The following is a 25665-nucleotide window of genomic DNA, read 5'->3' as shown; positions in this document are numbered from 1 at the left end:
AGGGAACGGGGCAGCGGTGTCTTCGGGGGAGAACGACCGGCTTGCGGGCCGCTACCGGCTGATCGAACAGCTGGGCCGGGGCGGCATGGGCGTCGTCTGGCGCGCCGTCGACGAGGTGCTGGGCCGCGAGGTCGCGGTCAAGGAACTGCGGACGTACACGGACACGTCCGGGCCCGAACTGGGCGATCTGCGGGTGCGCATGCAGCGCGAGGCGCGCGCCGCCGCGCGTGTGCGCCACCCCGGAGTGGTCGCCGTCCACGACGTCACCGAGCACGACGGCCGCCCGGTCATCGTGATGGAGCTCGTCGAGGGGCCCTCGCTCGACGGGGTGCTGAGCGAGCGCGGCGCGCTGGACGCGCGCGAGGCGGCCGGGATCGGCGCCCGGGTCCTGGAGGCGCTGGCCGCCGCCCACCGCGCGGGCGTGCTGCACCGGGACGTCAAGCCCGGCAACATCCTGCTGGAGCGCGGCGGCCGGGTCGTGCTCACCGACTTCGGCATCGCCGCGATGGACGACCCGGGCGACGGCTCGGCCACCCATCTGACCCGCAGCGGCGAACTGGTCGGTTCCCTGGACTACCTGGCGCCCGAGCGCGCCCAGGGCCAGGACCCCGGCCCGGCGTCCGACGTCTGGGCGCTCGGCGCCACGCTGTACGCGGCGGTGGAGGGCTCCTCGCCGTTCCGCCGCACCTCCACCTGGTCCACGCTCTCCGCGATCGTGTCGGAGCCGCTGCCCGAGCCGGTGCGGGCGGGACCGCTCGCGCCCGTACTGCGCGAGCTGATGCACAAGGATCCGGCCCACCGCCCGGACGCGGACACGGCGGCCCGGATGCTGGCGGCGGTGGCCGAGGGCCGGCCCCCGGTCCTCACGCACGCGATGGACGCGCCGCCCGTCCCGGCGCCCGCTCCCGCTCCGCAGCCGGTGGCGCCGCCGCGCGAGGCGACCGTACGGGACGTGCTGCCGCACCGGCCGCAGGGTTTCGGGCCCCTCGTCACCCAGCGGCCCGCGCCGGAGCCCGCCCGGGGACGCGGACGCGCGCGCGGCCTGGTGGCGGCGGGCGTCGCGGCCGTCGTCCTCACGGGCGCCGGTGTCACGTACGCCCTGGTCGGCACCGGGGACGACGACGGCACCCGGCAGCAGGCCGTCGGCTCGGCGTCCGGCGCGAGCCCGTCGGCGTCCGGCGCCCAGGACGGCACGGGCGGCGTCTGGGAGGGCGCCGCGAGCCCCGGCCCGACCGGCGGGCACGGCCGCGCCTCCGCGTCACCCGGCGCGGGCCGCCCCGCCAAGGACGCCAAGGACGGCAAGGAAGGCAAGCGACCCGGCGAGAAGGGCGGCACCACCCCGGGCAGGGCGCCCACCGGCGGCCACGCGAGCGCCACCCCGGGCGGAGCCGGCGGAACCTCCGGCGGCGGCACCGGCTCCACGTCCGCCCCGTCCTGCCACCCCGCCGGCGCGGGCAAGGTCGACTGCCAGGTGTGGCGCACCGCGAAGAGCTACCGCCACGACGGCGGCGAGATGGGCGTGCTCAACGCGGGCACCAACTACTTCTACTGCCAGGTCGACCTGGGCCGCCGCGAGACGTACGGAAAGTGGACCAACACCTACTGGGCGCGCACCGACGACGACAGCGGCAACACCAACGTCTACGTCAGCGTGGTCTACCTCAAGGGCGGCGCCAACAACGCGCCGGTGCCCGGACTGCCGGTGTGCTGAGCCGCGGTCAGCCGACGGCCGGCGGGCGGATCTCGCCCGACCCGCGCGCGATGAGGGTGGTGGGCACCACCACGCGCGCGGGCGCCTCGTCCACGCCGTCGAGGCGGCGGAAGAGCCGCTCCGCCGCCGTGCGGCCGAGGGTGGCGGAGTCCTGCGAGATGACGGTGATGCCGAGCAGGTCGGCCAGCTCGATGTCGTCGAAGCCGACCAGGGCGACCGGGTGCTCCCGGCCCGCCAGGACGCGGACCACGGTCACGGTCACCCGGTTGTTGCCCGCGAAGACGGCGGTCACCGGCTCGGGGCCGCTCAGCATCGCCTCGGCGGCCTCGCGCACCCGCTCCGGTTCGGTGGAGCCGAGCGCGACCCACTCGTCCGCCACGACGAGCCCCGCCTCCTCCATGGCCGCGCGGTAGCCGCGCAGACGCTCGGTGGCGGTGTGGATGCGCGGCTGGTCGCCGATGAAGCCGATCCTGCGGTGGCCGTGCGCCACCAGGTGGGCGACGCCCTCGCGTGCGCCGCCGAAGCTGTCGGAGAGCACCGCGTCGGCGTCGATCCGCCCGGCCGGGCGGTCCACGAACACGGTCGCCACCCCGGCCTTTATCTCGGGCTCCAGATAGCGGTGGTCGCCCCCGGCCGGGATCACGATCAGCCCGTCGACGCGGCGGGCGCAGAAGGCCAGTACCAACTCCTGCTCGCGGTCGGCGTCCTCGGCGCTGGAGCCGTTGATGAGCAGCGCCCCGTGCGCCCGGGCCACCTCCTCGATCGCGCGGCTGAGCGGCCCGTAGAACGGGTCGGCCAGATCCTCCAGGACCAGCCCGATGGAGGCGGTGCGCCCCTTGCGCAGCACGCGCGCGCTGTCGTTGCGGCGGAAGCCCAGTGCGTCGATCGCCTCCGTCACCCGGCGCTCGGTGTCCGGGGTGACCCCGGCCTCGCCGTTGACCACCCGGGAGACCGTCTTCAGCCCGACACCGGCGCGGGCGGCGACATCCTTCATGGTGGGCCGGATGCCGTAGCGGGGCTCATGGTGGCGTGCGGTCTCGGCCACGTGCGGTGTCCTGTCGTCGTCGGAGGCTCAGCGGGCCCGGGGCGCTCGGGCGGGGTGTCCGGGGCGGATCCGGGGGGATCGCGGTGTGGCGTCGAGCATAGGCCCTGGACAACGTTGTCAGGTGAATGGAGACTGTTCATCCGACCGGCTCGACACCCTCGCCCACCAGGAGATCCGACACCGATGCAGACCGACCTCGTCGCCGCGCTCGACATCGGCGGCACCAAGATCGCCGGAGCGCTGGTGGACGCCGGTGGCCGACTGCTCGTACGGACCCAGCGGGCGACGCCCGCCCGGGAGGACGGCGAGACGGTGGCGCGGGCCGTGGACGAGGTGCTCGCGGAGCTGGCCGGATCCGCACTGTGGGGGCGGGTGGGGGCGCTGGGGGTCGGCAGCGCGGGCCCGGTCGACGCGTCCGAAGGGACGGTCAGCCCCGTCAACATCCCCGGCTGGCGAGGGTTCCCGCTGGTGGAGCGGGTGCGGGCGGCCACCGGCGGGCTGCCCGTCGAGCTCGTCGGCGACGGGGTGGCGATGACCGCGGCCGAACACTGGCTGGGCGCGGCCCGCGGCTACGACAACGCCCTGTGCATGGTCGTCTCCACCGGTGTGGGCGGCGGTCTGGTCCTCGGCGGACGCCTTCACCCGGGCCGCACCGGCAACGCCGGTCACATCGGTCACATCAGTGTCGAGCTCGACGGCGACCCCTGTCCGTGCGGGGCGCGCGGCTGTGTGGAGCGCATCGCCAGCGGCCCCAATATCGCCCGCCGGGCCCGGGAGAACGGCTGGACGCCGGGACCGGACGGCGACACGTCGGCCGCCGCCGTGGCCGAGGCGGCGCGCGCCGGGCATCCGGTGGCGCTCGCCTCGTTCGAGCGGGCCGCCCAGGCGCTCGCGGCCGGCATCGCGGCGACCGCGACCCTCACGGAGATCGAGATCGCCGTGATCGGCGGGGGCGTGGCCGGGGCGGGCGACGTCCTCTTCGACCCGCTGCGCCGCGCCCTGCACGACTACGCCACCCTCTCCTTCGTCCAGGGCCTGAAGGTCGCCCCCGCCCTGATGGGCACGGACGCGGGCCTGGTCGGTGCCGCGGCTGCCGCGATCAGCGCTCCGACGACTGCTCGCCGGGCAGTGCGGGCGGGAAGGTAACCCCTCATCACCTTCCTCCGGTTCCAGGACGGATGAACCGATTCGCCACCCCCTTCTTTCCCTCTTCTCCCACGCGCGTTTGCGGTAGAGCTTGTTGGAGTCTGTTGGAACAGAACGGGTAACGGTTGTTCGGAATCCCGTCAGAACCCTTGACGTCCCCTTCGGTTGGGGGTGTGATCCAAACCACGCGTTCGGTTGTGTTGGGTTACACCCTGGAGGAGGGGGACATGGCACAGTCATCGTTCAGAGGTTTTGCGGTGCCCGGGAGCGTGGCGGGACATCGGATGTCCCGGCGGAGTCTTCTCCGGAGCGCCGCGTTCGGTGCCGGGGCGGTCACCCTCCCCTCGCTGCTCGCCGCCTGCGACAGCGGGCCCGGGGGCGACGCCAAGACGATCCGGCTGGGCTCCAACTCCTCGGACGCGGTGCCGAAGAAGGCCTTCGGGGAGGCCTTCGCGGCGTACGCGAAGCAGTCCGGGGAAGGCCGCACGGTCAAGGTCAACACCGTCGACCACAACACGTTCCAGGAGAACATCAACCGCTATCTCCAGGGCAAGCCCGACGATGTCTTCATGTGGTTCGCGGGCAACCGTATGCAGTTCTTCGCCAAGAAGGGGCTGCTGCACGACATCAGCGACCTGTGGCAGGGCTTCCAGGGCTTCTCGCCCGCGCTGAAGGCGCAGTCGACGGGCGAGGACGGCAAGCAGTACCTCACGCCGTACTACTACTACCCGTGGGCCGTCTTCCACCGTAAGAGCGTGTTCCAGCAGCACGGCTACGAGGCGCCCAAGACCCTCGACGACTACATCGCGCTCGCCCGGCGGATGCAGAAGGACAAGCTCGTACCGATCGCGTTCTGCGACAAGGACGGCTGGCCCGTGATGGGCACGTTCGACTACCTCAACATGCGCACCAACGGGTACGACTTCCACCGCGATCTGATGGCCGGCAAGGAGGCGTGGACGGACAAGCGCGTCAAGGAGGTCTTCGACACCTGGCGCCGGATCCTGCCGTACTGCCAGAAGGGCGCCAACGGCCGCACCTGGCAGGAGGCCGCGCAGAGCCTGCAGAAGAAGGAGGCGGGCATGGCGGTGTTCGGACTGCCCCACGCGGGACAGCAGTTCCCGGTGGCCGACCAGGGCGACCTCGACTTCTTCCCCTTCCCGGTGATCAACCCCGAGCACGGTCTGGACGCGGTCGAGGCGCCCATCGACGGGTTCCTCCTCGCCAAGAACGCGAAGAACCTCAAGAAGGCCAAGAACATGGAGAGCGCCAAGGACCTCCTGAAGTGGCTGGCGACCCCGACCGCGGAGAACATCTACCTCGCCAGTGACCCCAACAACATCGCGGTCAACAGCGGGGCCGACACCTCCAAGTACAGCGCGCTGCAGAAGAAGTCGGTCGAACTGATCTCCGGCGCCAAGCAGATCTCTCAGTTCATGGACCGCGACACCCGGCCGGACTTCTCCTCCACCGTGATGATCCCGGCGCTCCAGCGGTTCATCGGCAACCCGGACGACGTGGACGGGCTGGTCAACGACATCGAACGCCAGCGAAAGTCGATCTTCGCCGCGGACTGACGCCGGGCGCCGCGCCGTCCGGCCGGCCCGTAGCCAACCGGCCCGCCCCCGCACCGACTTGGAGTACTCAGCCGTGTCGATCATCTCCGCACGGCGCGCCGGACGACGAGGACCGCGGCGGTTCACCGCCCGCGACCTCGTCGTCCTCGGCGTGCTGCTGGGCATACCCGTCCTGCTCGACCTCGCCGTCGTGTGGGGCCCGACCCTCGCCTCCGTCGTCCTCTCCTTCACCAGCTGGGACGGGATCGGCGACATCAAATGGGTCGGTACGCAGAACTACACCGACATCTTCACCAACTACCCGCCCTTCTGGCCGGCCGTCCGCCACAACCTGATGTGGCTGGCCTTCCTCGGCTTCGTCGCCGTGCCGTTCGGGCTGCTGCTCGCCGTACTGATCGACCGGGGCGTCCGCTTCAGCCGCTTCTACCAGTCGACGCTGTACATGCCGGTCGTGCTCTCGCTCGCCGTCGTCGGCTTCATCGCCCAACTGGTCTTCTCCCGCGACCAGGGCGCCCTCAACGCGCTCATCGGCGACCGGGAGAACCCGACCGACTGGCTGGGCGACCCGGACCTCAACATCTGGATGATCCTGCTGGCGGCGGCCTGGCGGCACACGGGGTACGTCATGATCCTCTACCTGGCCGGCCTCAAGGCGGTCGACCCCACGCTCAAGGAGGCGGCGGCGATCGACGGGGCCGGTGAGGCCCAGACCTTCTTCCGGGTCGTGCTGCCCACCCTGCGCCCGGTCAATGTGATCGTCGGCGTGATCACCGTCATCGAGTCGCTGCGCGCCTTCGACATCGTGTACGCGGTCAACCACGGCCGCAACGGACTCGAAGTGCTCTCCGTGCTCGTCACCGACAACATCATCGGCGAGGCCAGCCGCATCGGCTTCGGCTCCGCCATCGCCGTCGTGCTGCTGACCGTCTCCCTCGGGTTCGTCGTGACGTACCTGGTCCAGGAGATCCGAGGGGAGAAGAGCCGATGACCGTGGACACCGCATCCGTCACCCCCGTGACCGCCCCGCCGGCCGTTCCCACGGCCCGGCGCCGCCGCGTCCGACCCGGCCGCCTTGGCGTGCACGCGTTCCTGATGGCCGTGTCGCTGGCCTTCCTCGCCCCGCTGCTGCTCGCGGTCTACGCGTCGCTGCGCCCCTACGACGAGACGGCGAAGTACGGCTACTTCTCCCTCCCCAAGCACCTCTCCTTCGACTACTACACCCAGGCCTTCAGCGACTCCGGCATGACGAAGTACTTCGTCAACACGCTGATCATCGCGGTGCCGGGCGTGCTCGTGACGCTGTTCCTGGCGTCGTTCGTGGCCTTCGCGGTCTCCCGGCTCAGACTGCGCGGCGGCATCCTGCTCCTGATGCTGTTCACGGCCGGCAACCTGCTGCCCCAACAGGTCATCGTCACCCCGCTGTACGTCCTGTTCAACCGCATCCCGCTGCCGTACTGGATGTCCGACTCGATGACGATGTTCGACTCGTACTGGGCCGTCATCGTCGTCCACATCGGCTTCCAGGTCGGCTTCTGCGTCTTCGTCCTGGCCAACTTCATGCGCACGCTCCCGCAGGAGATCCTGGAGGCGGCGATCGTCGACGGTGCGGGCGTGTGGACCCAGTACTGGCGCATCACCCTGCCTCTGTGCCGCCCGGCCCTGGCGGCCCTGGCCACCCTCCAGTTCACCTGGATGTACAACGACTTCCTGTGGGCCCTGGTCTTCATGTCCGACGGCGACAAACTTCCCGTCACCTCGGCCCTGAACAATCTGCGCGGCCAGTTCTTCACCGACTACAACCTGCTGGCGGCGGGCTCGGTCATCGTGGCCCTGCCGACGCTGCTGGTGTTCCTGCTGCTGCAGAGGCACTTCATCGCGGGGCTGACGCTCGGGTCCAGCAAGGGATAGACCACCGGTCCGTACAGAAAGCGAACAACTGTCGGTCAACTGGCTGAATCCATACGGTAACGAATGCGCAACTACCGTCACCCGTGACCCTCCGTGGCGATGAGATGGCCGTCTCATCGCCCAGGGGGGCCACATGAAGCACACTCGTATCTCCACCCTCGCCGCCGGGTTCGTCGCGGCTGCCGCGCTCGCGCTGACCGGCTGCGGAGGCGGTGACTCCGGGGACGGCAAGGCCGGTCGGACGGTCGTACCCAGCCAGTCGTCGCAGTCCCCGACGCCCAGCGCGACCACCGAGAGCCCGACGCCCACCCCCACGCCCACCCCGACGCCCACGCCAACGCCCTCCGAGCCGGCCCCGCTGCTGTCGCTCGACGTGACCCCGGGCGACGACGGATCGGACGGGGGGAGCGCGTCCGATGGCACCGACGACGGGGGCGGCTCCGGATCTTCCGGCGGGTCCAGCACCTCCGGCGGCTCCGGCAGCACCTCCGGCGGGTCGGACGACTCCGACGACTCAGGTGGCAGCGGTGGCGACCACGGCGGGGCCACCGCCCTCTGCAACGACGGCACGTACTCGTTCGCGGCCCACCACCAGGGCGCCTGCTCACACCACCGGGGCGTCGCGGTCTTCTACCGGTAGCCGGCCGGGCCGGGCGGGGGTCAGTGGGCGGGCTCCGGCGCGTACTGGCGGACGACCACCAGGAACGCGTCCGACTCCAGGTCCATCACGACCTCCGCCGGCACGCCCTCGTCGCGGCGGTCGCGCGCGAACTCCTCGGCGGGCCAGCTGCCGCGCGGGCCGCCCGCGGGAAAGCGCTCCAGCACAGTACGACGCATCCGCCGCACCCCCTCACTCTCTTCCGGCACCCGCACAACGACGTTCTCGCCGGATGCGTTACGGCCCCCCGTGGCCGGTGCCCGGGGAGAAGGACGCGGCGGGCAGCCGGAACGGCCCGGACGGATGTGCAACAAGGGCGCCACAGTTGTGTACAAGATCAGGACGCCCGGTTCCGCCCCGGCGATTCCGTGGCACTCTGTTGCGGGCAATCCACTGGGGGCTATGGAAGAGGGGGCAACCGTGATCGTCTGGATCAACGGTGCGTTCGGCGCGGGCAAGACCAGCACCGCGCGCGAACTGGTCGACCTGATCCCGAACAGCACGTTGTACGACCCCGAGGTGATCGGCGCGGTGCTGAAGCACCTGCTCCCGCAGAAGCGTCTCGCGGAGGTCGGTGACTACCAGGACCTGCCCAGCTGGCGGCGGCTGGTGGTGGACGGCGCCGCCGCGCTGCTCGCCGAGGTCGGCGGGGTGCTCGTGGTGCCCATGACGCTGCTGCGGCAGGAGTACCGCGACGAGATATTCGGCGGCCTCGCCTCCCGTCGCATAGCGGTGCGGCATGTGCTCCTGACACCTGAGGAAACGATCCTGCGCGGCCGGATAGCCGCCCGGGTCGAAGTCCCCGACGACCCCGAGGCGAGCGAGCGCTGCCGCCAGTGGGCGTACGAGCACATCGCGCCCTACCGGGCGGCCCTCGGCTGGCTGGGCCGGGACGCCCACGCCGTCGACAACGGCGCCCTCACCCCGCGCGAGACCGCCGAGCGCATCGCCGAGGCCGTACGCACGGACGCCGCACCCGTCAGCGAGATCGTCCAGACCCCGGAGCCGACCGCCGAGACGCTCGCCGCCGGGGTGCTGCTCTTCGACGAGAGCGACCGGGTGCTGCTGGTGGATCCGACGTACAAGCCGGGCTGGGAGTTCCCCGGCGGAGTGGTGGAGCGCGGCGAGGCGCCCGCCCGGGCGGGCATGCGCGAGGTCGAGGAGGAGATCGGGATACGGCTCGACCGGGTGCCCCGCCTCCTGGTCGTCGACTGGGAGCCGCCCGCCCCGCCGGGTTACGGCGGGCTGCGGCTGCTCTTCGACGGTGGCCGGCTCGACAGCGCCGGGGCCGGACAGGTCCTGCTGCCCGGCTCCGAACTGCGCGACTGGCGGTTCGTCGGCGAGGAGGAGGCGTCCCGGCTGCTGCCGCCCGCCCGCTACGAACGGCTGCGCTGGGCGCTGCGGGCCCGGGAGAAGTCGACGGTGCTCAACCTGGAGGCGGGGGTGCCGGTGGGCTGAGCCCTCGCACCCGGCGCGCCGGCCGTCAGTCCTGTTCCGCCGTCTCGCGCAGCACCCTCGCCGCGTCCCGCGTCAGCGGGTCCCCGTGACCGAAGCACGCCACGGACGGGGCGAGCGCGGCGAGACGGCGGAAGGAGTCCCGGGCGCGGGCGCGGTCCACGTTGAAGACGCCCAGCATCACCTGGCCGACCCCGGCCACGCAGTCGCCGGTGAAGAGCACGCCGTGGCGCGGCAGATGGACACCGATGGAGCCGTCGGTGTGACCGGGGGAGTGGACCACCACCGCGCCCCCGCCGAAGTCGAGCACCTCGCCGTCCCCGACCTCGCGGTCGACCCGGGTCGGCGGGGCCTCGGGGACCGTCAACGCGTGCTCGTACAGCGGAAGTTCCCACTCGAGCAGATCGGGCTCGGGCACCGGCCGTTCACCCCGGATCACCGGCGCGTCCAGCCGGTGCGCGATCACCTCGGCCCCGTACCGCCCGGCCAGCTCCTCCGCCGCGCCGTAGTGGTCCCGGTGGCCGTGGGTGACCACGATCCGGCGCAGGGCGCCCGGGTCGAGACCGAGGTCCCGTATCGCCTTCTCCATGGGGGCCGCGGCGTTGACGTCACCCGCGTCCACCAGCGTCAACTCGTCCCCGTCGCGCCACAGATAGGCCTGGCCGACGGGGAAGCGGAACATGTGCAGCTCGGGGGTGACCGGTACGAGATCCATGCGGCGAACGTACGGCGGCGCCGGGGTCCGCCGCACGGATCTACGCTCTGCGCGATTCCGCCCAGAGCGTCATCGCGTCACATGCCCTCCCGCAGGGAAGGCGCGACGATTCGTCAGGCCTGCTTGGAGCGGGCGTAGTTGAGCAGGAAGTGCGCCTCGGCGACCGAGAGCCGCTCCAGCTCCTGCGGCGAGACGCTCTCGTTCACCGCGTGGATCTGCGCCTCCGGCTCGCTCAGCCCGATCAGCAGGATCTCCGCCTTCGGGTAGAGCGCGGCCAGGGTGTTGCAGAGCGGGATCGAGCCGCCCATGCCCGAGGACTGCATCTCCTCGCCCGGGTACGCGATCCGCATCGCCTCGGCCATCGAGGTGTACGCCGGGCTGGTGACGTCCGCGCGGAACGGCTGGCCCTGGCCGACCTGCTCGAAGGAGACACGCGCGTTCCACGGCGTGTGCTTCTCGATGTGGGCGAACAGCAGCTTGGTCGCCTCCGCCGCGTCCACGCCCGGCGGCACCCGCAGACTGATCTGCGCCCGCGCGCTCGCCGGGATGGACGGGGTCGCGCCCGCCACCGGGTGGCAGTCGATCCCGATCACCGTGACGGCCGGACGCGCCCAGATGCGGTCGGCGACCGTGCCCGTGCCCGGCAGCCCCACGCCGTCAAGGACCTTGGCGTCCTTACGGAACTCGTCCTCCGGGTACTGGAGCCCGTCCCACGCGGCGTCGGCGGAGAGCCCCTCGACGACCGTCTGCCCGTTCTCGTCCCGCAGCGAGTCCAGTACGCGGATGAGCGCCGCCAGCGCGTCGGGAGCCGCGCCGCCGAACTGGCCCGAGTGGAGGTTGCCCTCCAACGTGTCGATCCGCACCCGGATCATCGTCATACCGCGCAGCGTCGCGGTCACCGTCGGCAGACCGACCCGGAAGTTGCCCGTGTCCCCGATGACGATCGCGTCGGCCGTCAGCAGCTCCGGGTGCGCCTCGGCGTACCGCTCCAGGCCGCCGGTTCCCTGCTCCTCGGAGCCCTCGACGATGACCTTCACGGAGACCGGGACGCCGCCGTTCGCCTTCAGGGCACGCAGCGCCAGCAGGTGCATGATGAAGCCGCCCTTGCAGTCGGCGGCCCCGCGCCCGTACCAGCGGCCGTCGCGCTCGGTCAGCTCGAACGGCGGGCTCAGCCAGGCGGACTCGTCCAGCATCGGCTGGACGTCGTAGTGCGCGTACAGCAGGACGGTCGGCGCGCCCGCGGGGCCGGGCAGGAAGCCGTAGACCGACTGGGAGCCGTCCGGGGTGTCGAGCAGCGCCACATCCTGGAAGCCCTCGTCGCGCAGCGCCCCGGCCACCCACGCCGCGGCGGCCTCGCACTCGCTCCTCGGCGCCACCGCCTCGTCCGCCACCGACTGGAACGCCACCAGTTCCGTGAGCTCCGCCTGGGCGCGGGGCATCAGTGAGGCGACGGTCTCGGCGATCGGATTCGCGGTCATGGGCACGCTCCTCGTGGGTGCGACGTTGAAGTACGTGTACGCAAGTGCACGTGAATGTATGACGAAGGTAGAGCCGATCCTCCCACAGGGTGGATGGGTGCTACCGCGCCGTAGGATGCCGTCGTCAGCTTGACCACGGGTCGGATCAGGAGCAGAAGCCCATCGTGAGCAGCGAGAACGCAGATGCCGGGACACAGCCGGAGGAGCCGCAGGAGTCGTCCGTGTGGGATGTCGTCGTGGTCGGCGCCGGACCCGCGGGTGCCTCGGCGGCCTACGCGGCGGCGGTCGCGGGCCGACGGGTGCTCCTCCTGGAGAAGGCCGAACTGCCCCGCTACAAGACATGCGGCGGCGGCATCATCGGACCGTCGAGGGACGCCCTGCCGCCCGGGTTCGAACTGCCCCTGGAGGACCGGGTGCACGCCGTCACCTTCTCCCTGGGCGGCAGACTGACACGCACCCGCCGCTCCCGGCAGATGCTCTTCGGCCTGGTCAACCGGCCGGAGTTCGACGCCCGTCTGGTGGAGGCGGCCCAGAAGGCCGGCGCCGAGCTGCGGACGGGGGTGACGGTCCAGCGCGTCGAGCAGCACGGCCCGGCCGTGCCCGACCGCCGCACGGTGGCGGTCGTCCTGGCGGGCGGCGAGACCGTCCTCGCGCACGCGGTCGTCGGTGCCGACGGCAGTGCGAGCCGGATAGGAGCACATGTCGGCGTCAAGCTCGACCAGGTCGACCTCGGCCTGGAGGCGGAGATCCCGGTGCCCGCGACGGTGGCCGAGGACTGGGCCGGCCGGGTGCTCATCGACTGGGGTCCGATGCCCGGGAGTTACGGCTGGGTCTTCCCCAAGGGCGACACCCTCACGGTCGGTGTGATCTCGGCCCGGGGCGAGGGCGCCGGGACCAAGCGCTATCTGGAGGACTTCATCGGCCGGCTCGGCCTGGCCGGGTTCGAGCCCGCGATCTCGTCGGGGCATCTGACGCGCTGCCGCAGCGACGACTCGCCGCTGTCGCGCGGGCGGGTGCTGGTGTGCGGGGACGCGGCGGGGCTGCTGGAGCCCTGGACCCGCGAGGGCATCTCGTTCGCGCTGCGCTCGGGACGGCTCGCGGGGGAGTGGGCGGTGCGGATCGCGGAGGCGCAGGACGCGGTGGACGCCCGCCGCCAGGCGCTGAACTACGCCTTCGCCATCAAGGCGGGCCTGGGTGTCGAGATGGGCGTGGGCCGGCGGATGCTGGCGCTCTTCGAGAAGCGCCCCACGGCGTTCCACGCCGCGATCACCGGCTTCCGCCCGGCCTGGAGGGCGTTCGCGGACATCACCCGGGGCACGACGACCCTGGCGGGCCTGGTGCGTACGCACCCGATGGCGCGGCGCCTCCTGGACGCGGTGGACCGCCGCTCCCAGGGCAGGGCCGGGGCGTCGCGGGAGACCGCCGCCCCGGCGGAGGAGAAGGCCGCCGTGCCCGCCGCGTCCGAGGACAAGGTCTAGGGGCGGGCGGACGGGCCGGCCGGGGCTCGGGGCGGGCCCGGGCCCGGCGCGGCAGGGCCCTGGACGCTGTCCGGTTCCGGTCGGGTCAGCCCTCGACGGTGATGCGGAAGACCGGGTGGTCGGGCGCGGCGGCGAGCAGCTCGTCGTCGCTCGACTTCGCGGTCACGCCCTGGAAGTACTGGTTCACCTCCCACCCCCAGCGCTCCAGGTAGGTGCGCAGGACGGCGGTCTTCTCGCCGTCCGAGATCTCCACGGCCGTGAAGGTGCGGACCTTGCGGCCCACCCGCAGCTCGCCACCGCCCGCCGCCCGCATGTTGCGCACCCACTGCGAGTGCCCGCGGGCGGAGATGAGGTACTGCCCGCCCTCGTACGCGTGCGGATTGACCGGCACCCGTTGCATCTGGCCGCTCTTGCGGCCCCGCACCGACAGCTCGGCGGTGCCTGCCACGCTCATCCCGTGACGGGCCAGCCAGCCGATGGCGCTGTTCATCCGCGTGGCGAAGCGGCCGGCCTTCAGGTAGTACGGCTGCGAGCTGGGCATCGACGACATCGGGACTCCCTGGGGTGGTGGACCGGTCTGCGGGGTCGTGGTGCGGGGTGAGGTGCGGGTGCGGCTGTGACTCGTGGAGCGGTTCCGAGAGCACTGCTCTCGCTTGAGAGCAGTGTGCACGCAAGCGGTGCTCCAAAGCAAGAGCGGTGCTCTCTAAATTGTTCGCGGCTCGCTGGCCGGATCACCGCTCTCGTTCCGGTGCACCGCTCTCGACAATGGCAGAATGCCCCCATGAGCACCGTCCAGGGCGCCCGAGCCCGCGCGCGTACCGAGATCACCGCCGCCATCAAGGGCGAGGCGAGAAAGCAGCTCGCCGCCGAGGGCGCCTCGAAGCTGTCGCTGCGTGCCGTCGCCCGTGAGCTGGGCATGGCCTCCTCCGCCCTCTACCGCTACTTCCCGAGCCGCGACGACCTGCTCACCGCGCTGATCGTGGACGCCTACGACGCCGTGGGCGAGGCCGCGGAGCGGGCGCTCGCGCAGGCCGCGCCCGCCGACGCCCCCGCGGAGCGCTGGGTCGCCGTCTGCCGTGCCGTCCGGACCTGGGCGCTGGCGCACCCGCACGAGTACGCGCTCATCTACGGTTCGCCCGTGCCCGGCTACACCGCGCCCCAGGCCACCGTCGGCCCCGCCTCGCGGGTGGCGCTCGTGCTCATCGGGATCGTCCGCGACGCCCACCAGGGGCGGGGCATCGCCGTCCCCCGGCCCGCCCCCGGACTGCGCGCCGAGGGCGAGCGGATGGCGGCCGACTTCGCGCCCGGACTGCCCCCGGCGGTCGGCCCCGCGCTGGTCGCCGCGTGGGCGCAGCTCTTCGGGCTGATCTCGTTCGAGTTGTTCGGCCAGTTCCACCGCGTGGTCGAGGAGCGGGACGCGTTCTTCGCGCACGCGGCCGGCGCGCTCGCCGCTTCGGTGGGCCTGGTACTCCCCGGGGAGTAGCCGTGACCACCACGCCGGGCTGACGCCCGGGCGGCACTCCCGCGGCTAGCGTGGCCGGTATGGACGAGCAGCAGTCGGCGCCTCCGGCCGGGCGGCAGGGCCGCCCCTGGGCGAGGCAAGGGCCGCCGCTCCCTTCCCGGGCGCGGAAGTGGGCCCGGGCGGGGGGTGGCGGGACGGACCTCCGGGGGCGCTCACGGCTGCCCTGGCCCTCCACCCTGCTGCTGACCGCCGTCGTGCTGGGCGGCTCCACCGTCGCCGCGCACAACCAGAGCGGGCGCGCCTCGCTCGACGTCTTCGCCCGGCTGCTGCTCCTCGCGAGCTGCGGGGTACTGCTCGTACGCCGTCGCCACCCCGTCCTCGCCGTGTTCGGCTCGGCGGGGGCGGCCATGGTGTACCTGGGCGCCGGCTATCCGTACGGGCCGGTCTTCCTCGCGGTGGCCGTGGGCTGCTTCGCGGCGATCGCCGCGGGTCACCGCCGGGCCGCCTGGTCGGCCGTCGGGATGCTCTGGCTCGGCCACGTCCTGGTCGCGCACTGGCTCTACCGCGTGCTGCCCCCGAGCGGCGACCGTCCCGCGCCCTGGGCGCAGGAACTGGTCGTCGCCGCCTGGGTGCTGGCCGTCGTGGCGTTCGCCGAGCTCTCCCGCGTACGCCGTGAGCAGTGGGCCAGGGCGGGGGCCGAGCGGGCCGCCGCCGACCGGCGGCGCGCCGACGAGGAGCGGCTGCGGATCGCGCGCGAACTGCACGACGTGCTGGCGCACAGCATCTCCGTCATCAACGTCCAGGCGGGCGTGGGCCTCGCGCTGCTCGACTCCGACCCGGAGCAGGCCCGTACCGCGCTGACCACCATCAAGTCCGCCAGCAAGGAGGCGCTGGGCGAGGTGCGCCAGGTGCTCGACACCCTGCGTACCCCGGGCGACGCCCCCCGCTCGCCCGCGCCGGGCCTCGACCGGCTGCCCGAGCTCGTCGAACAGGCGGCGGCGGCCGGGCTCACCGTCGCGGCCACGACGACCGGTTCGCCCCGGGCCCTGCCGCCGGGGGCCGATCTCGCCGCCTTCCGTATCGTCCAGGAGGCGCTGACCAACGTGGTGCGCCACTCCGGCTCCCGTACCGCGCGCGTGGTGCTCGGCTATGCGCCGGACCTGCTCGAACTGCGGGTGGACGACGACGGACCGGCCGGTTCCGGTGACGCGGGCGGCAGCGGGAACGGTCTGATCGGTATGCGGGAGCGGGCCGCCGCGCTCGGTGGCACCATCGAGGCGGGCCCCCGCCCCGACGGCGGCTTCCGGGTGGTCGCCCGCCTCCCGCTCACCCGCACCGCCCCCGCCACGCCCAGGGAGACCCCGTGATCCGCGTACTGCTCGCCGACGACCAGTCCCTCGTGCGCGCCGGATTCCGGGCGCTGCTCGACGCCCAGCCGGACATCGAGGTCGCGGGCGAGGCCGCCGACGGCGAGGAGGCGGTGCGCCTGGTGCGCGAACTGCGGCCGGACGTCGTCCTGATGGACATCCGTATGCCCCTGCTCGACGGGCTCGCCGCCACCCGCCGGATCACCGGCGACGCGGAGCTGGACGCGGTGAAGGTGGTGATGCTGACGACCTTCGAGCTCGACGAGTACGTCTTCGAGGCGATCCGCGCCGGGGCCTGCGGCTTCCTGGTCAAGGACACCGAGCCGGAGGAGCTGCTGCGGGCCGTACGGGCGGTGGTGGACGGGGACGCGCTGCTCTCGCCGGGGGTGACCCGGCGGCTCATCGCCGAGTTCGCCGCCCGCTCCAAGGAACCGGCCACGGCGGCGCGCCTGGGCCAACTGACCGAGCGGGAGCGGGAGGTGATGGCCCTGGTCGGGATCGGGCTTTCCAACGCGGAGATCGCGCGCCGCCTGGTCGTCAGCCCGCTCACCGCCAAGACCCACGTCAGCCGCACCATGGTCAAGCTGGGGGCCCGCGACCGGGCCCAACTGGTGGTGCTGGCCTATGAGTCGGGCCTGGTGCGGCCGGGCTGGCTCGGCTGACGACGGGCGCCGTCGCCCGCGTACGAGAAGCGCCACAGGACGTGCACGGTCCTGCCGACGAAGGCGAGCACGGCGGCAGCCGTCCCGGCGAGCAGCAGCAGCCCCCGGGCCGGATGGCCCAGGCCGAAGAGGAAGACGGGTCCGGCGACGACGCCGAAGGCGAGCAGGGCGGCCAGTGAGGCGGTCACCACGGCGTACATGATCTCCACAGTGACGGCGTCGCGTTCGCCCTGGCTCCGGTTGCTCATGAGAGCAGTCTTCACACAGATGCGGCCGACGGGCAAGAAGCACCCGTCGGCCGCACCCGCCCCCGTGGCGGCGTCAGTCGCCGACGGCGACCTTCGCGGGCTCCTGTGCGGCGGCCGGCTCCTGGGCCGCCCCGGCCACGACCAGCGTCCGCCGGTCGGGCTTGGCGCGCAGTCCGGTCAGGGTGATGAGGAGACCGGCGAGCGCGATGCCGGTCACCACCAGCAGACCCGGCCGGAAGCTGTCGAGCAGGTCCTGCCGGGAGTCGCCCCGGTTGCCCGCGGTGATCACGGCCGTCACCACGGCCAGGAAGATCGCACCGCCCACCTGGATGGAGGTGTTGAGCAGACCCGAGACCATGCCCTGCTCGCTGTCGTCCACGCCGGTGGTGGCCTGGATGTTGAGGGAGGGGAAGACGAGCGCGCAGGCCGCGCCGAGCAGCAGCATCGACGGCAGGATGACGGCCGCGTACTGCGGGGTGAGGCTGATGCGCAGGAACAGGGCGTACGCGAGGACCAGCGCGCCGAAGCCGATGGCGATGATGCGCGGGGTGCCGAAGCGGTCGACGACCGCCCCGATCCTCGTCGAGGAGAGGGCGACCAGCACGCCGGCGGGCAGGAAGGCCAGCGCGGTCTGGAGAGCGGTCCACTGGAGCACCGACTGCATGTACTGGGTGACCATGAACTGGAAGCCGACGTAGGAGCCGAAGAAGGCGGCGGCGCCCAGCTGGGTGCGGACCTGGGTGCCGGAGCGCAGTACGCCGAGCCGGATCAGCGGGCTCGCGGTGCGCTGCTCGATCCGGACGAACGCGGTGAGCAGGACGGCGACGGCGAGGAAGGACAGCAGCGTACGGGCGGAGGCCCAGCCGGCCTCGGGTGCCTGGACGACGGTGTAGACGAGCAGCAGCATCGAGCCGGTGCCGGTGATGGCGCCGGGCACGTCGTAGTGCCGCTTGCCCTCGCCGCCGGGGCTGCGGGGGATGAGCTTGAGCCCCGCGACCAGGGCGATCACGGCGACCGGCGCCGGGAGCAGCATGGTCCAGCGCCAGCTCAGCTCGGTGAGCAGACCGGACAGGACCAGGCCCATCGAGAAGCCGGTGGCGGCGCAGGTGGTGTAGATGGAGAGCGCGCGGTTGCGCTGCGGGCCCTCCTTGAACGTCGTGGTGATGATCGACAGGCCGGCGGGGGCGGTGAAGGCCGCGCTGAGGCCCTTGATGAAGCGGCTGGCGATGAGCAGCGGTCCGGAGTCGACGAGTCCGCCGAGCAGCGAGGCCACCGCGAAGACGCCGAGCGCGATGAGGAACACCTGGCGGCGGCCGAGCAGGTCGGCCGCCCGGCCGCCGAGGAGCAGCAGGCCGCCGTAGCCGAGGATGTAGCCGCTGACGATCCACTGGAGCGTCGAGGTGGTGAGGTTCAGATCGGTCGCGATCGAGGGCAGGGCGACGCCGACCATGGAGACATCGAGCGCGTCCAGGAACATCGCGGCGCAGAGCACCAGCAGGGTGCCCCACAGCCGCGGGCTCCAACGCTCTTGAGTGGACTGGACGTTGAGCGGAGAGGTCATGCGGAGCAGACTACATGCGCATGCATCGAGTGCAAGTGCATTTAATTCCGGTGCAACAAAGTGCGTCATTTCTGCTAACGTGCGGCCATGGCGGCCAAGAAGTCCGAGCGCATGCTGGTGGACGAGTGGCGCGGCATCCTCGCGGTGCACGCGCGGACGACGTGCGAACTCGATCGTGAGCTGCATCCGTACGGAATCGGAGCGAGCGACTTCGAGGTGCTCGACGTGCTCGTCGAGGGATGTGCGGAGGACGGCGGTACGGCGTTCCGCGTCCAGGACCTCGCCTCGCGCGTCCATCTGAGCCAGAGTGCCCTGTCCCGCCTGATCGGCAGGCTGGAGAAGGAAGGCCTGGTCACGCGCGGGATGTGCAGCGAGGACCGGCGCGGGGTCCGGGTCATGATCACGGACCGGGGCCGGGCGCGGCACACCGACGTACGCCCCCTCCAGCGCGCGGTGCTCGCCAAGATGCTGACGGACCGGCCCGCGTAACCCCCCGCGGTACGGCGGCGGGGCCACGGCCGGTTGTGCCGTGGCCCCGTACGAAAACGCGTCAGCCCCAGGTGATGGCGGACTTCTCCCGCCACAGCCCGGCGAGCGACGCGTCGCCCGCGACGGTGACGCGGGAGAGCGGCAGCCGGTTCCACAGCGCCAGATAGAGGTCGTAGGCGGAGCCGCCGAGCTCGCAGTCGGCGGGGCCGTCGTCGTCCCGGACCGTCAGTGGCACCCCCTCCGAAAGACGCACCGTCCACACCGCGTCCGCGTCCGCCGCCCGGACACGCAGGGTGCGCGGCGTCGAGGTGCGCACCCGGCTCTTCTCCCGGCCGTGGAAGGCGAGGAGGAGTTCGTCGATGCCGTCCACGGCGAACTCCGGGTCCGGCGCGGTGAAGTCGCCGCCCCGGGCCGACTCGGCGTCCGCCCGGTGGACGGCCGTCTCGTGTGCCTGGCGGCGGGCCCAGAACGCCAGCGGGGAGGGCGCGGGCATGAATTGCCAGCACTCCAGGTCCTTCGGCGCCGCGCTCAGCGCGTCGACGAGTGCGCGGTGGCCCTCGCCGAACCAGTCGATCAGTTCCCGGCCGTCCAGAGCGGGCTCCGCACCGCTGGGGTGGAAGGCGCTGTGGCCCTCGGTGATGAAGGTGGTCGCCCAGCGGTGCACCGTGCCGGTGTGCCGCAGCAGATCCCGTACGTGCCAGTCGGGGCAGGTCGGCACGGGTGCGTCGGTGCCCGCCGTCCGGGCGGCCAGGGCCAGCAACCGGCCCTCGCGGTCGAGGGCGTTGATGAGGTCAGCGGTGTCCATGACGGAATTCTGCCAGGGAGACGGTCGGATGAGCTGATCTTTGTTCTCGGCGGCAGTCACCCGCGTCGCGCGGCCCGGAAGCGGGGCCGTCGTCCGCAGGGCGCCCGGCCGTGTGGCCGCTGTGTGGGGCGCCCGCCCCCCTGAGTCGGGCCGCCGCGGGCGCCCGCCGGCGGTCCGGCGCCCGCCGTCCGTCCGTCAGCCCGCGGTCGCGTGCCGTGATCCGTACGCGATCAGGGCCGCCGCCGCCGACAGCGCGGCCACCGTCGTCAGGGCCACGGGCAGCGAGGACCACTGGGCGAGGAAGCCGATCGCGGGCGGCCCCAGCAGCATGCCGCCGTAGCCCAGGGTGGACGCGGCGGCGACGCCGCCGGGTCCGGCCAGCGCGCCCGCGCGGGCCACCGCCACCGGGAAGATGTTGGCCAGGCCCAGGCCCATCACCGCGAACCCGGCGAGCGCGAGCCAGACCGTCGGCGCGAGCGCGCCGAGCAGCATCCCGGCCGTGGCCGTGGCGCCGCCCGCGACCAGCGCGCGGGTCTGGCCCAGGCGTTCGAGCAGGAAGGTGCCGCTGAGCCGGCCCGCCGTCATGGCCAGCGCGAACAGGGAGTAGCCGATGGCGGCGACACCCGGGGCGGCGTCGAGGTCCTGCTCCAGGTGGAGGGCGCCCCAGTCGGCCATGGCCCCCTCCCCGTACGCCGTGCACAGCGCGATCACGCCGAACAGAAGGACCAGTCGGCGGGCCCGGCCGTCGGGCCGCCGGCCGCGAGCGTGGGGCATCGTGGGATGCGCGGGGGCCGGGTGGCGGAGCAGGACCGGGCCCGCGAGGGCGGTGACCAGGAGGCCGAAGCCGGTCAGGGCGAGCAGGTGCGCGGTGGGGGAGAGGCCGCCCGCAACCACCGCGCCGATGCCCGCGCCGAGCATCCCGCCGAGGCTGAACGCGGCGTGGAAGCTGGGCATCACCGGGCGCCGCAGGGCGGCGACCAGGTCGACGGCCGCACTGTTCATGGCGACGTTGATCCCGCCGTACGCGGCGCCGAAGACCAGCAGGACCGCTCCCAGCGAGAGCGCGGAACGCGCCTGTGCCGGAAGGGCGATGGCGAGCGCCATCAGCGCGGCGCAGGCCACGGTCACGGGGTGGCTGCCGAAGCGCCGGCACAGCCGGCCGGTGATCACCATCGTCACCACGGCGCCCGCCGAGACGCCGAGCAGGGCCAGGCCGAGGTCACCGGCCGAGGCGCCGGTCTGCTGCTTGATGGCCGGGATACGGACCACCCAGCCGGCGAAGAGGAATCCGTCGAGGGCGAAGAACACGGTCAGGGCGGTGCGGAGGCGGAGCAGGGAGGGCGCGGGGGTGTGCGCGCCGGGTCCTGCCGGCAGGGCTGTCCGCACTTTGTTTAGTAGCGGCACAAACTCAGGATAGGGGGCGGCGGCCCTCACGGACAACCCGTTTCCCCCGCACGTCCCGGCCCCCGCGGCGGCCGGCGGGTGAGCGGCGGGTGAACGGGGACCCGGTCCGGAGGGAATGCCACCGTGCTGGATCATGGGAGACTCGCCCCCATGAACGGCAAGGCGACGCACACCAGGACGAGACTGGACCGGGGCCGCGGGGCGCTCGGCCCCGCGCTCGAACTGGTCCACACCGGCCGCGCGCCCACCCGCGCCGTCCTCACCGCCGAGCTGGGCGTCACCCGGGCCACGGCCGGGGCGGTCGCCGCCGAACTCGAAGCGCTCGGCCTCATCCAGGTGGACTCCCGCCCCGGCGCCGCCGCCGGTTCCCAGGGTCGCCCCTCGCACCGCCTCGCCGTCAACGACTCGGGTCCCGTCGCCCTCGCCGCCCAGGTGCACGCCGACGGGTTCCGGGCCGCGCTGGTCGGTCTCGGCGGACGGACCATCGCCACCGCCCCCGGCTGCGTCACGGTCTCCGCCGACCCGGCACAGGTGCTGGGCGAGGTCGTCCGGGCGGGCGCGGAACTGCTGCGCGGCAGCGGGCTGCGCTGTGTCGGCGCCGGTCTGGCCGTGCCCTCGGCCGTCGCGGAGCCCGACGGCACCGCGCTCAACCCGCTGCACCTGGCCTGGCCCGCCGGGGCCCCGGTGCGCGAGATCTTCGCCGAGCAGGTACGGGCGGCGGGCATCGACGGTCCCGCCTTCACCGGCAACGACGTCAACCTCGCCGCCCTCGCCGAGCACCGCCACGGCGCCGGGCGCGGCGCCCAGCATCTGCTGTGCGTGGCCACCGGGCACCGGGGCGTCGGCGGCGCGCTCGTCCTCGACGGCCGTCTGCACACCGGGAGTTCGGGCCTGGCACTGGAGGTCGGCCACCTCACCGTCAACCCCGAGGGCCGCCCCTGCTACTGCGGCGGGCGCGGCTGCCTCGACGTGGAGACCGACCCGCTCGCGTTCCTGACGGCGGCCGGCCGCGACCCCGGCCCCGAGGTCTCGCTCCTGGAGCAGTCCCGCGAGCTGCTGCGCACGGAGTACGAGGACATGTCGGTGCGCGGGGCGGCCGAGGAGCTCGTCGACCGGCTCGGCCTGGGTCTCGCCGGGCTCGTCAACATCCTCAACCCCGACCGGATCATCCTCGGCGGACTGCACAAGGCGCTCCTGGAGGCGGACCCGGACCGCCTGCGGGCCGTCGTGGCCGACCGCAGCCTGTGGGGCCGCAGCGGCGGCGTGCCGATCCTGGCGTGCTCGCTCGACCACAACAGCCTGGTGGGGGCGGCGGAGTTGGCGTGGCAGCCGGTACTGGACGACCCGCTGCGGGCGCTGGGATGAGACCGTCCGGGCCATAGGCCGTGCGCGGCCCCCCCGCGCCTACGGTGTGCGCAGTGCGAACGCCTCCGCCGGGTTCGCGACCATCACCCGCTCCACCAGCTCCCGGCCCAGGGCGAGTTCGAGCCGGGGCCGCACCCGGCGCAGCAGATACGGCATGCCCGGCGTGTCCGGGGTCACCGTGTCCCCGCCGAGCAGCAGCCGGTCCGCGAACCCCGCGTCGGCGAGCGCCTCCAGCGCCTCAGGCATCCGCCAGTCCGTGGCGTGGTTGGCCCGTGACGGCCCGTCGAAGCCCAGATAGGCGCCCTCGGCGGCGGCCTGCCGGTGCACGGCGAAATCCGGCGAGCGGTTGAGATGGCCGAGGATCACCCGGTCCGGCGCCACTCCCAACTCCCCGCAGAGCAGGTCGAGTACGTCCAGGGCCCCCGTGCCGAGCTCCAGGTGGACGGCGACGGCCGCACCCGTGCGGTGCTGGGCCTCGGCGGCGGCGCGCAGGGTCAGCCGGGCGTGCGCGTCGAGCCCGTGGAACCCGCCGGCGACCTTGATCAGCCCGGCCCGTACGCCGCCCGTGCCCGCCACCCCCTCGGTGATCTCGCGCACGAACAGCTCGGCGAGCGAGTCGCGTACGGAGTCGAGCAGTTCGGGTGCGTAGTGGACCGCCTGGTGCAGCCCGGTGGCGGCCACGACGTGGACCCCCGACCGCCGGGAGAGCTCCGCGAGCCGGTCCGCCCGGCGGCCCATTCCGTACGGTGTCCACTGCACCACCGTGCCGCCGCCGAGATCCCGGAAGGCGGCGAGGCGGGCCGCCGCGTCGTCGGCGTCGTCGAGCTCCTGGCCCGGCAGCAGCGGGCTGCGGATGAAGAGGTGGTCGTGCGCGTCCACCACCCCGAGCCGGTCGCCCGGCACATCGCCGAGCACCGTACGGACGACGCCGCTCACCAGTGCCGTCCCCGGGTCAGCGCGGCGCGCTCGGGCGCCGACAGACGCAGCACCTCGAACCGGTCGCCCGGCGCGGACGGGGTCTCCTGCTCCCAGAGGGTGAGGCGCAGCAGCTCCCAGCGGCGCGGGTCGACCGCCACCGCGCTCGCCACCGCCCCCGGCCCGGCCGCCCGCGCCGGCTGTCCGGCGACGAAGTCGGCGGGGTGTACGCCCTCCGGCACCGCGAGGCGCTCACGGGTCGCCGAGCGGGGCACGGCGCCCGCCGCCTCCCCTTCCTCGTACGACAGCCCCATCCAGTGCTGGACCTCGGGGCGGCCGAAGTCGTCCACGACGCCCTGGAAGCCCGGGCCCCACAGGAAGGAGTTCATGCCCTCGGGGGTGTTCCAGAGATAGAAGGGCGCATACGCGTTCACCGGCGAACCGGCGCCGCGTTCGCGGATCAGATACGCCTTGAGGCCGAGGCCCGGGAAGGCGTCGAGGAGATGGCCCCGGGTGGCGACCCGGGTGCGGATGATGCCCATGTCGTAGTCGGCGGGGAGGGTGATCTCGTACTGAAGCGCGTGCACGGTGTTCTCCTCAGGAAGCGGACGACGGGTAGGCGTCGGCGTCGACATGGCGGTCCCAGTCGACCGCGGTGCCGTCCGGCGCCGTCTCGACTGCCGCGAGATGCGTCATGAACGTGTGGGGCCCGGCGCCGTGCCAGTGCCACTCGTCCGGCTCGATCCAGACGGTGTCGCCGGCCCGGACGGGCTCGACGGGGCCGCCCCGGCGCTGCACCAGGCCTTCGCCCTCGGTGACATGGAGGACCTGGCCGTGCGGATGGCGGTGCCAGGCGGTGTGGGCGCCCGGGGTGAAGTGGACGCTGAACATCCGCAGCCGTGACGGAGACGGGGGCGCGGCGATCTCGTCCAGCCAGACCGTGCCCGTGAAGTGCTCGGCCGGGCCGCGCGTACTGGCGGGGCGTCGACGGGTGACCTGCATGGCTGCTCCTCGGCGTGGGTCAGGGGGTACGGGGGGCGAGCAGGGCGAGCAGACCGCGCACGCCCGCGTCGAACGCGGCGGGCGAGCCGGACGCGCGGGCCAGGACATAACCGCCCTGGACGGTCGCGACCACCGTCGCCGCGACCTCCTCGGGCACCAGGGGAACGGTGAACTCGCCCGCGTCCAGGCCTTCCTGGACGATCGCGGCGAGCCGGCCGCGCAGCCAGTCGATCGTCTCGGTGACGGGCGCGCGCAGTTCCTCGCTGGCGATGACGTCCGGGTCCATGGTCAGCCGGCCCACCGGGCAGCCGCGCAGCACATCGCGCTCGCGCAGCAGATAGCCGCGGATGCGTTCGTACGCCGTGCCGCCGCCCCCGAAGGAGGCCTCGGCGCTCGCGCGCAGCTCGTCCGCGGTGCGCCGGATGGCGGCGAGCGCCAGATCCGGTTTGCCCGTGAAGTGGTGGTACATGCTGCCCTGGCCCGCCCCCGCGTGCTGCTGGATCGCCTTGGGGCTGGTGCCGACATAGCCCCGCTCCCACAGCAGCTCCCGGGTGGCCTCGATCAGACGCTCTGGGGTGCTCATGATCCGTACTGTACATACTAGTAGGTACAGAATCCAGCGCGGATCGCGCGGAAAGGCCCGTCCCGGTGCGTCCGTTCGGAGCAGTCGCGCGTGCCCGGCTACTCCCCGGGGGGTACGCCGGGTGCCGCCGGTCGTACGACGCGCCGGAGGCCGCTCGGGAGGAGTCTCGAAAGCACCACGGGACCAACCCCTACCGAGGAGCCGATCACGATGAACACCCTGGCCTACGACGGACCCGGACCCTGGATCCTCTTCTTCCCGGTGGTCTGGGCGGCGGTGATCCTCACGGTCGTGACCCTGCTGCGGCGCACGGTTTGGCGCGGCGGGCGCGGCCCCTGGCGTCCGCCCTTCGGCGGCCCCCGCTCCTACGGCGACCGGCCCTCGCTCGACGAGCGCTCACCGCTCGCCGTGCTCGGCCGCCGGTTCGCAGCCGGTGAGATCGACGAGGAGGAGTACTGGCGGCGGCTCTCCGTCCTGGACGAGGAGTTCGGCCGCGGCAAGAGCGGTGCGGCCTGACCGCCGCACCGCGCGCCCCCGGCGCCCGGCCCGATGGGGGGGGGGGGGGGGGGGGGGGGGGAGGGGAGGGTCGGGCGCCACCACGCGGTCCTGCCCCTCCCTCCCATCACCCCCC

The 25665-nt window shown here is 73.1% G+C and carries 27 protein-coding genes; 14 read left to right on the top strand and 13 right to left on the bottom strand.

The genetic code is table 11. The features are described from left to right. Positions 1-16: 16 nt before the first annotated feature. Positions 17-1711, top strand: a complete 1695-nt coding sequence (locus tag ACZ5ID_RS03065) for a serine/threonine-protein kinase (protein ID WP_468892860.1) — start codon at positions 17-19, stop codon at positions 1709-1711. A gap of 7 nt (positions 1712-1718) precedes the next feature. On the opposite strand, the gene ACZ5ID_RS03060 is transcribed toward ACZ5ID_RS03065, so the two are convergent. Beyond that, positions 1719-2756: a LacI family DNA-binding transcriptional regulator gene (locus tag ACZ5ID_RS03060; RefSeq protein WP_468892859.1), complete on the bottom strand. Its 1038-nt coding sequence runs from the start codon at positions 2754-2756 to the stop codon at positions 1719-1721. Between the two features lie 183 nt (positions 2757-2939). On the opposite strand from ACZ5ID_RS03060, the gene ACZ5ID_RS03055 reads away from it, so the two are divergent. From ACZ5ID_RS03055 to ACZ5ID_RS03035, 5 genes are all read left to right on the top strand, one after another. Next, positions 2940-3902, top strand: coding sequence for an ROK family protein (locus ACZ5ID_RS03055; RefSeq protein ID WP_468892857.1), 963 nt, complete (start codon positions 2940-2942; stop codon positions 3900-3902). A 284-nt stretch (positions 3903-4186) separates the two neighbouring features. Beyond that, on the top strand, positions 4187-5479 hold the full coding sequence (locus ACZ5ID_RS03050; RefSeq protein WP_468892856.1) for an ABC transporter substrate-binding protein: 1293 nt from the start codon (positions 4187-4189) through the stop codon (positions 5477-5479). 73 nt (positions 5480-5552) lie between these two features. After that, positions 5553-6467 carry a carbohydrate ABC transporter permease gene (locus ACZ5ID_RS03045; protein WP_468892853.1) on the top strand — a complete coding sequence of 305 codons (915 nt, stop codon included), beginning with the start codon at positions 5553-5555 and terminating at the stop codon, positions 6465-6467. Then, complete coding sequence (locus tag ACZ5ID_RS03040) at positions 6464-7387, top strand: carbohydrate ABC transporter permease (RefSeq protein ID WP_468892851.1); 924 nt, start codon at positions 6464-6466, stop codon at positions 7385-7387. Before ACZ5ID_RS03045 ends, ACZ5ID_RS03040 begins: the two co-directional genes overlap by 4 nt. Positions 7388-7520: 133 nt before the next feature. Then, the gene (locus ACZ5ID_RS03035; RefSeq protein ID WP_468892848.1) at positions 7521-8027 is read left to right on the top strand and encodes a DUF3761 domain-containing protein; all 507 of its coding nucleotides are present in this window, start codon (positions 7521-7523) and stop codon (positions 8025-8027) included. A gap of 20 nt (positions 8028-8047) precedes the next feature. Here ACZ5ID_RS03035 and ACZ5ID_RS03030 read toward each other — a convergent pair whose 3' ends face one another. Beyond that, complete coding sequence (locus ACZ5ID_RS03030) at positions 8048-8224, bottom strand: hypothetical protein (RefSeq protein ID WP_406555983.1); 177 nt, start codon at positions 8222-8224, stop codon at positions 8048-8050. Between the two features lie 241 nt (positions 8225-8465). Here ACZ5ID_RS03030 and ACZ5ID_RS03025 point away from each other — a divergent pair, with 241 nt between their 5' ends. Beyond that, positions 8466-9503: an NUDIX hydrolase gene (locus ACZ5ID_RS03025; protein ID WP_468893172.1), complete on the top strand. Its 1038-nt coding sequence runs from the start codon at positions 8466-8468 to the stop codon at positions 9501-9503. A gap of 25 nt (positions 9504-9528) precedes the next feature. Here the strand turns inward: ACZ5ID_RS03025 and ACZ5ID_RS03020 are convergent, their stop codons facing one another. Then, positions 9529-10215 (bottom strand): MBL fold metallo-hydrolase, encoded by a 687-nt coding sequence (locus ACZ5ID_RS03020; protein ID WP_468892847.1) that lies wholly within the window; start codon positions 10213-10215, stop codon positions 9529-9531. A gap of 113 nt (positions 10216-10328) precedes the next feature. Then, positions 10329-11693, bottom strand: a complete 1365-nt coding sequence (locus tag ACZ5ID_RS03015) for a M20/M25/M40 family metallo-hydrolase (protein WP_468892845.1) — start codon at positions 11691-11693, stop codon at positions 10329-10331. 164 nt (positions 11694-11857) lie between these two features. On the opposite strand from ACZ5ID_RS03015, the gene ACZ5ID_RS03010 reads away from it, so the two are divergent. Then, positions 11858-13171 (top strand): geranylgeranyl reductase family protein, encoded by a 1314-nt coding sequence (locus ACZ5ID_RS03010; RefSeq protein WP_468892843.1) that lies wholly within the window; start codon positions 11858-11860, stop codon positions 13169-13171. Positions 13172-13256: 85 nt separating this feature from the next. Here the strand turns inward: ACZ5ID_RS03010 and ACZ5ID_RS03005 are convergent, their stop codons facing one another. Beyond that, positions 13257-13721 carry a nitroreductase family deazaflavin-dependent oxidoreductase gene (locus tag ACZ5ID_RS03005; protein ID WP_468892841.1) on the bottom strand — a complete coding sequence of 155 codons (465 nt, stop codon included), beginning with the start codon at positions 13719-13721 and terminating at the stop codon, positions 13257-13259. 231 nt (positions 13722-13952) lie between these two features. Between ACZ5ID_RS03005 and ACZ5ID_RS03000 the strand changes: the two genes are divergently transcribed. From ACZ5ID_RS03000 to ACZ5ID_RS02990, 3 genes are read left to right on the top strand one after another with little or no spacing between them, the layout of a single operon-like run. After that, positions 13953-14654 (top strand): TetR/AcrR family transcriptional regulator, encoded by a 702-nt coding sequence (locus tag ACZ5ID_RS03000; RefSeq protein WP_468892840.1) that lies wholly within the window; start codon positions 13953-13955, stop codon positions 14652-14654. A gap of 59 nt (positions 14655-14713) precedes the next feature. Then, entirely contained in the window at positions 14714-16000 is a 1287-nt protein-coding gene (locus tag ACZ5ID_RS02995; RefSeq protein WP_468892838.1) for a sensor histidine kinase, read from the top strand. Further along, positions 15997-16662 (top strand): response regulator, encoded by a 666-nt coding sequence (locus tag ACZ5ID_RS02990; protein ID WP_468892835.1) that lies wholly within the window; start codon positions 15997-15999, stop codon positions 16660-16662. The genes ACZ5ID_RS02995 and ACZ5ID_RS02990 overlap by 4 nt, the downstream gene beginning before the upstream one ends. Here ACZ5ID_RS02990 and ACZ5ID_RS02985 read toward each other — a convergent pair. After that, on the bottom strand, positions 16623-16910 hold the full coding sequence (locus ACZ5ID_RS02985) for a DUF6332 family protein (RefSeq protein WP_468892833.1): 288 nt from the start codon (positions 16908-16910) through the stop codon (positions 16623-16625). The two genes, ACZ5ID_RS02990 and ACZ5ID_RS02985, sit on opposite strands and share 40 nt — an antisense overlap. 73 nt (positions 16911-16983) lie before the next feature. Beyond that, a complete protein-coding gene (locus ACZ5ID_RS02980; protein ID WP_468892831.1) occupies positions 16984-18471 on the bottom strand; it encodes an MFS transporter in 1488 nt (495 codons plus the stop codon). Between the two features lie 87 nt (positions 18472-18558). On the opposite strand from ACZ5ID_RS02980, the gene ACZ5ID_RS02975 reads away from it, so the two are divergent. Then, on the top strand, positions 18559-18960 hold the full coding sequence (locus tag ACZ5ID_RS02975; RefSeq protein WP_468892830.1) for a MarR family winged helix-turn-helix transcriptional regulator: 402 nt from the start codon (positions 18559-18561) through the stop codon (positions 18958-18960). 61 nt (positions 18961-19021) lie between these two features. Here ACZ5ID_RS02975 and ACZ5ID_RS02970 read toward each other — a convergent pair whose 3' ends face one another. Both ACZ5ID_RS02970 and ACZ5ID_RS02965 read right to left on the bottom strand, forming a co-directional pair. Further along, a complete protein-coding gene (locus ACZ5ID_RS02970; RefSeq protein ID WP_468892828.1) occupies positions 19022-19765 on the bottom strand; it encodes a maleylpyruvate isomerase family mycothiol-dependent enzyme in 744 nt (247 codons plus the stop codon). Between the two features lie 195 nt (positions 19766-19960). Further along, positions 19961-21169 carry an MFS transporter gene (locus ACZ5ID_RS02965; protein ID WP_468892826.1) on the bottom strand — a complete coding sequence of 403 codons (1209 nt, stop codon included), beginning with the start codon at positions 21167-21169 and terminating at the stop codon, positions 19961-19963. Positions 21170-21319: 150 nt separating this feature from the next. Between ACZ5ID_RS02965 and ACZ5ID_RS02960 the strand changes: the two genes are divergently transcribed. Beyond that, complete coding sequence (locus ACZ5ID_RS02960; protein WP_468892825.1) at positions 21320-22534, top strand: ROK family protein; 1215 nt, start codon at positions 21320-21322, stop codon at positions 22532-22534. Positions 22535-22573: 39 nt separating this feature from the next. Here the strand turns inward: ACZ5ID_RS02960 and ACZ5ID_RS02955 are convergent, their stop codons facing one another. From ACZ5ID_RS02955 to ACZ5ID_RS02940, 4 genes are read right to left on the bottom strand one after another with little or no spacing between them, the layout of a single operon-like run. Beyond that, the gene (locus ACZ5ID_RS02955; protein WP_468892823.1) at positions 22574-23470 is read right to left on the bottom strand and encodes a phosphotriesterase family protein; all 897 of its coding nucleotides are present in this window, start codon (positions 23468-23470) and stop codon (positions 22574-22576) included. Then, positions 23467-24036 (bottom strand): DUF4865 family protein, encoded by a 570-nt coding sequence (locus ACZ5ID_RS02950; RefSeq protein ID WP_468892821.1) that lies wholly within the window; start codon positions 24034-24036, stop codon positions 23467-23469. Before ACZ5ID_RS02950 ends, ACZ5ID_RS02955 begins: the two co-directional genes overlap by 4 nt. Positions 24037-24046: 10 nt before the next feature. Next, the gene (locus ACZ5ID_RS02945; RefSeq protein WP_468892819.1) at positions 24047-24451 is read right to left on the bottom strand and encodes a (R)-mandelonitrile lyase; all 405 of its coding nucleotides are present in this window, start codon (positions 24449-24451) and stop codon (positions 24047-24049) included. A 19-nt stretch (positions 24452-24470) separates the two neighbouring features. After that, on the bottom strand, positions 24471-25034 hold the full coding sequence (locus ACZ5ID_RS02940) for a TetR/AcrR family transcriptional regulator (protein WP_468892818.1): 564 nt from the start codon (positions 25032-25034) through the stop codon (positions 24471-24473). 210 nt (positions 25035-25244) lie between these two features. Between ACZ5ID_RS02940 and ACZ5ID_RS02935 the strand changes: the two genes are divergently transcribed. After that, the gene (locus tag ACZ5ID_RS02935) at positions 25245-25550 is read left to right on the top strand and encodes an SHOCT domain-containing protein (RefSeq protein WP_468892816.1); all 306 of its coding nucleotides are present in this window, start codon (positions 25245-25247) and stop codon (positions 25548-25550) included. Positions 25551-25665: the final 115 nt, after the last annotated feature.

The sequence above is a fragment of the Streptomyces sp. NPDC031670 genome (genome assembly GCF_055580545.1).
This window is presented reverse-complemented; position numbering and strand designations above follow the sequence as displayed.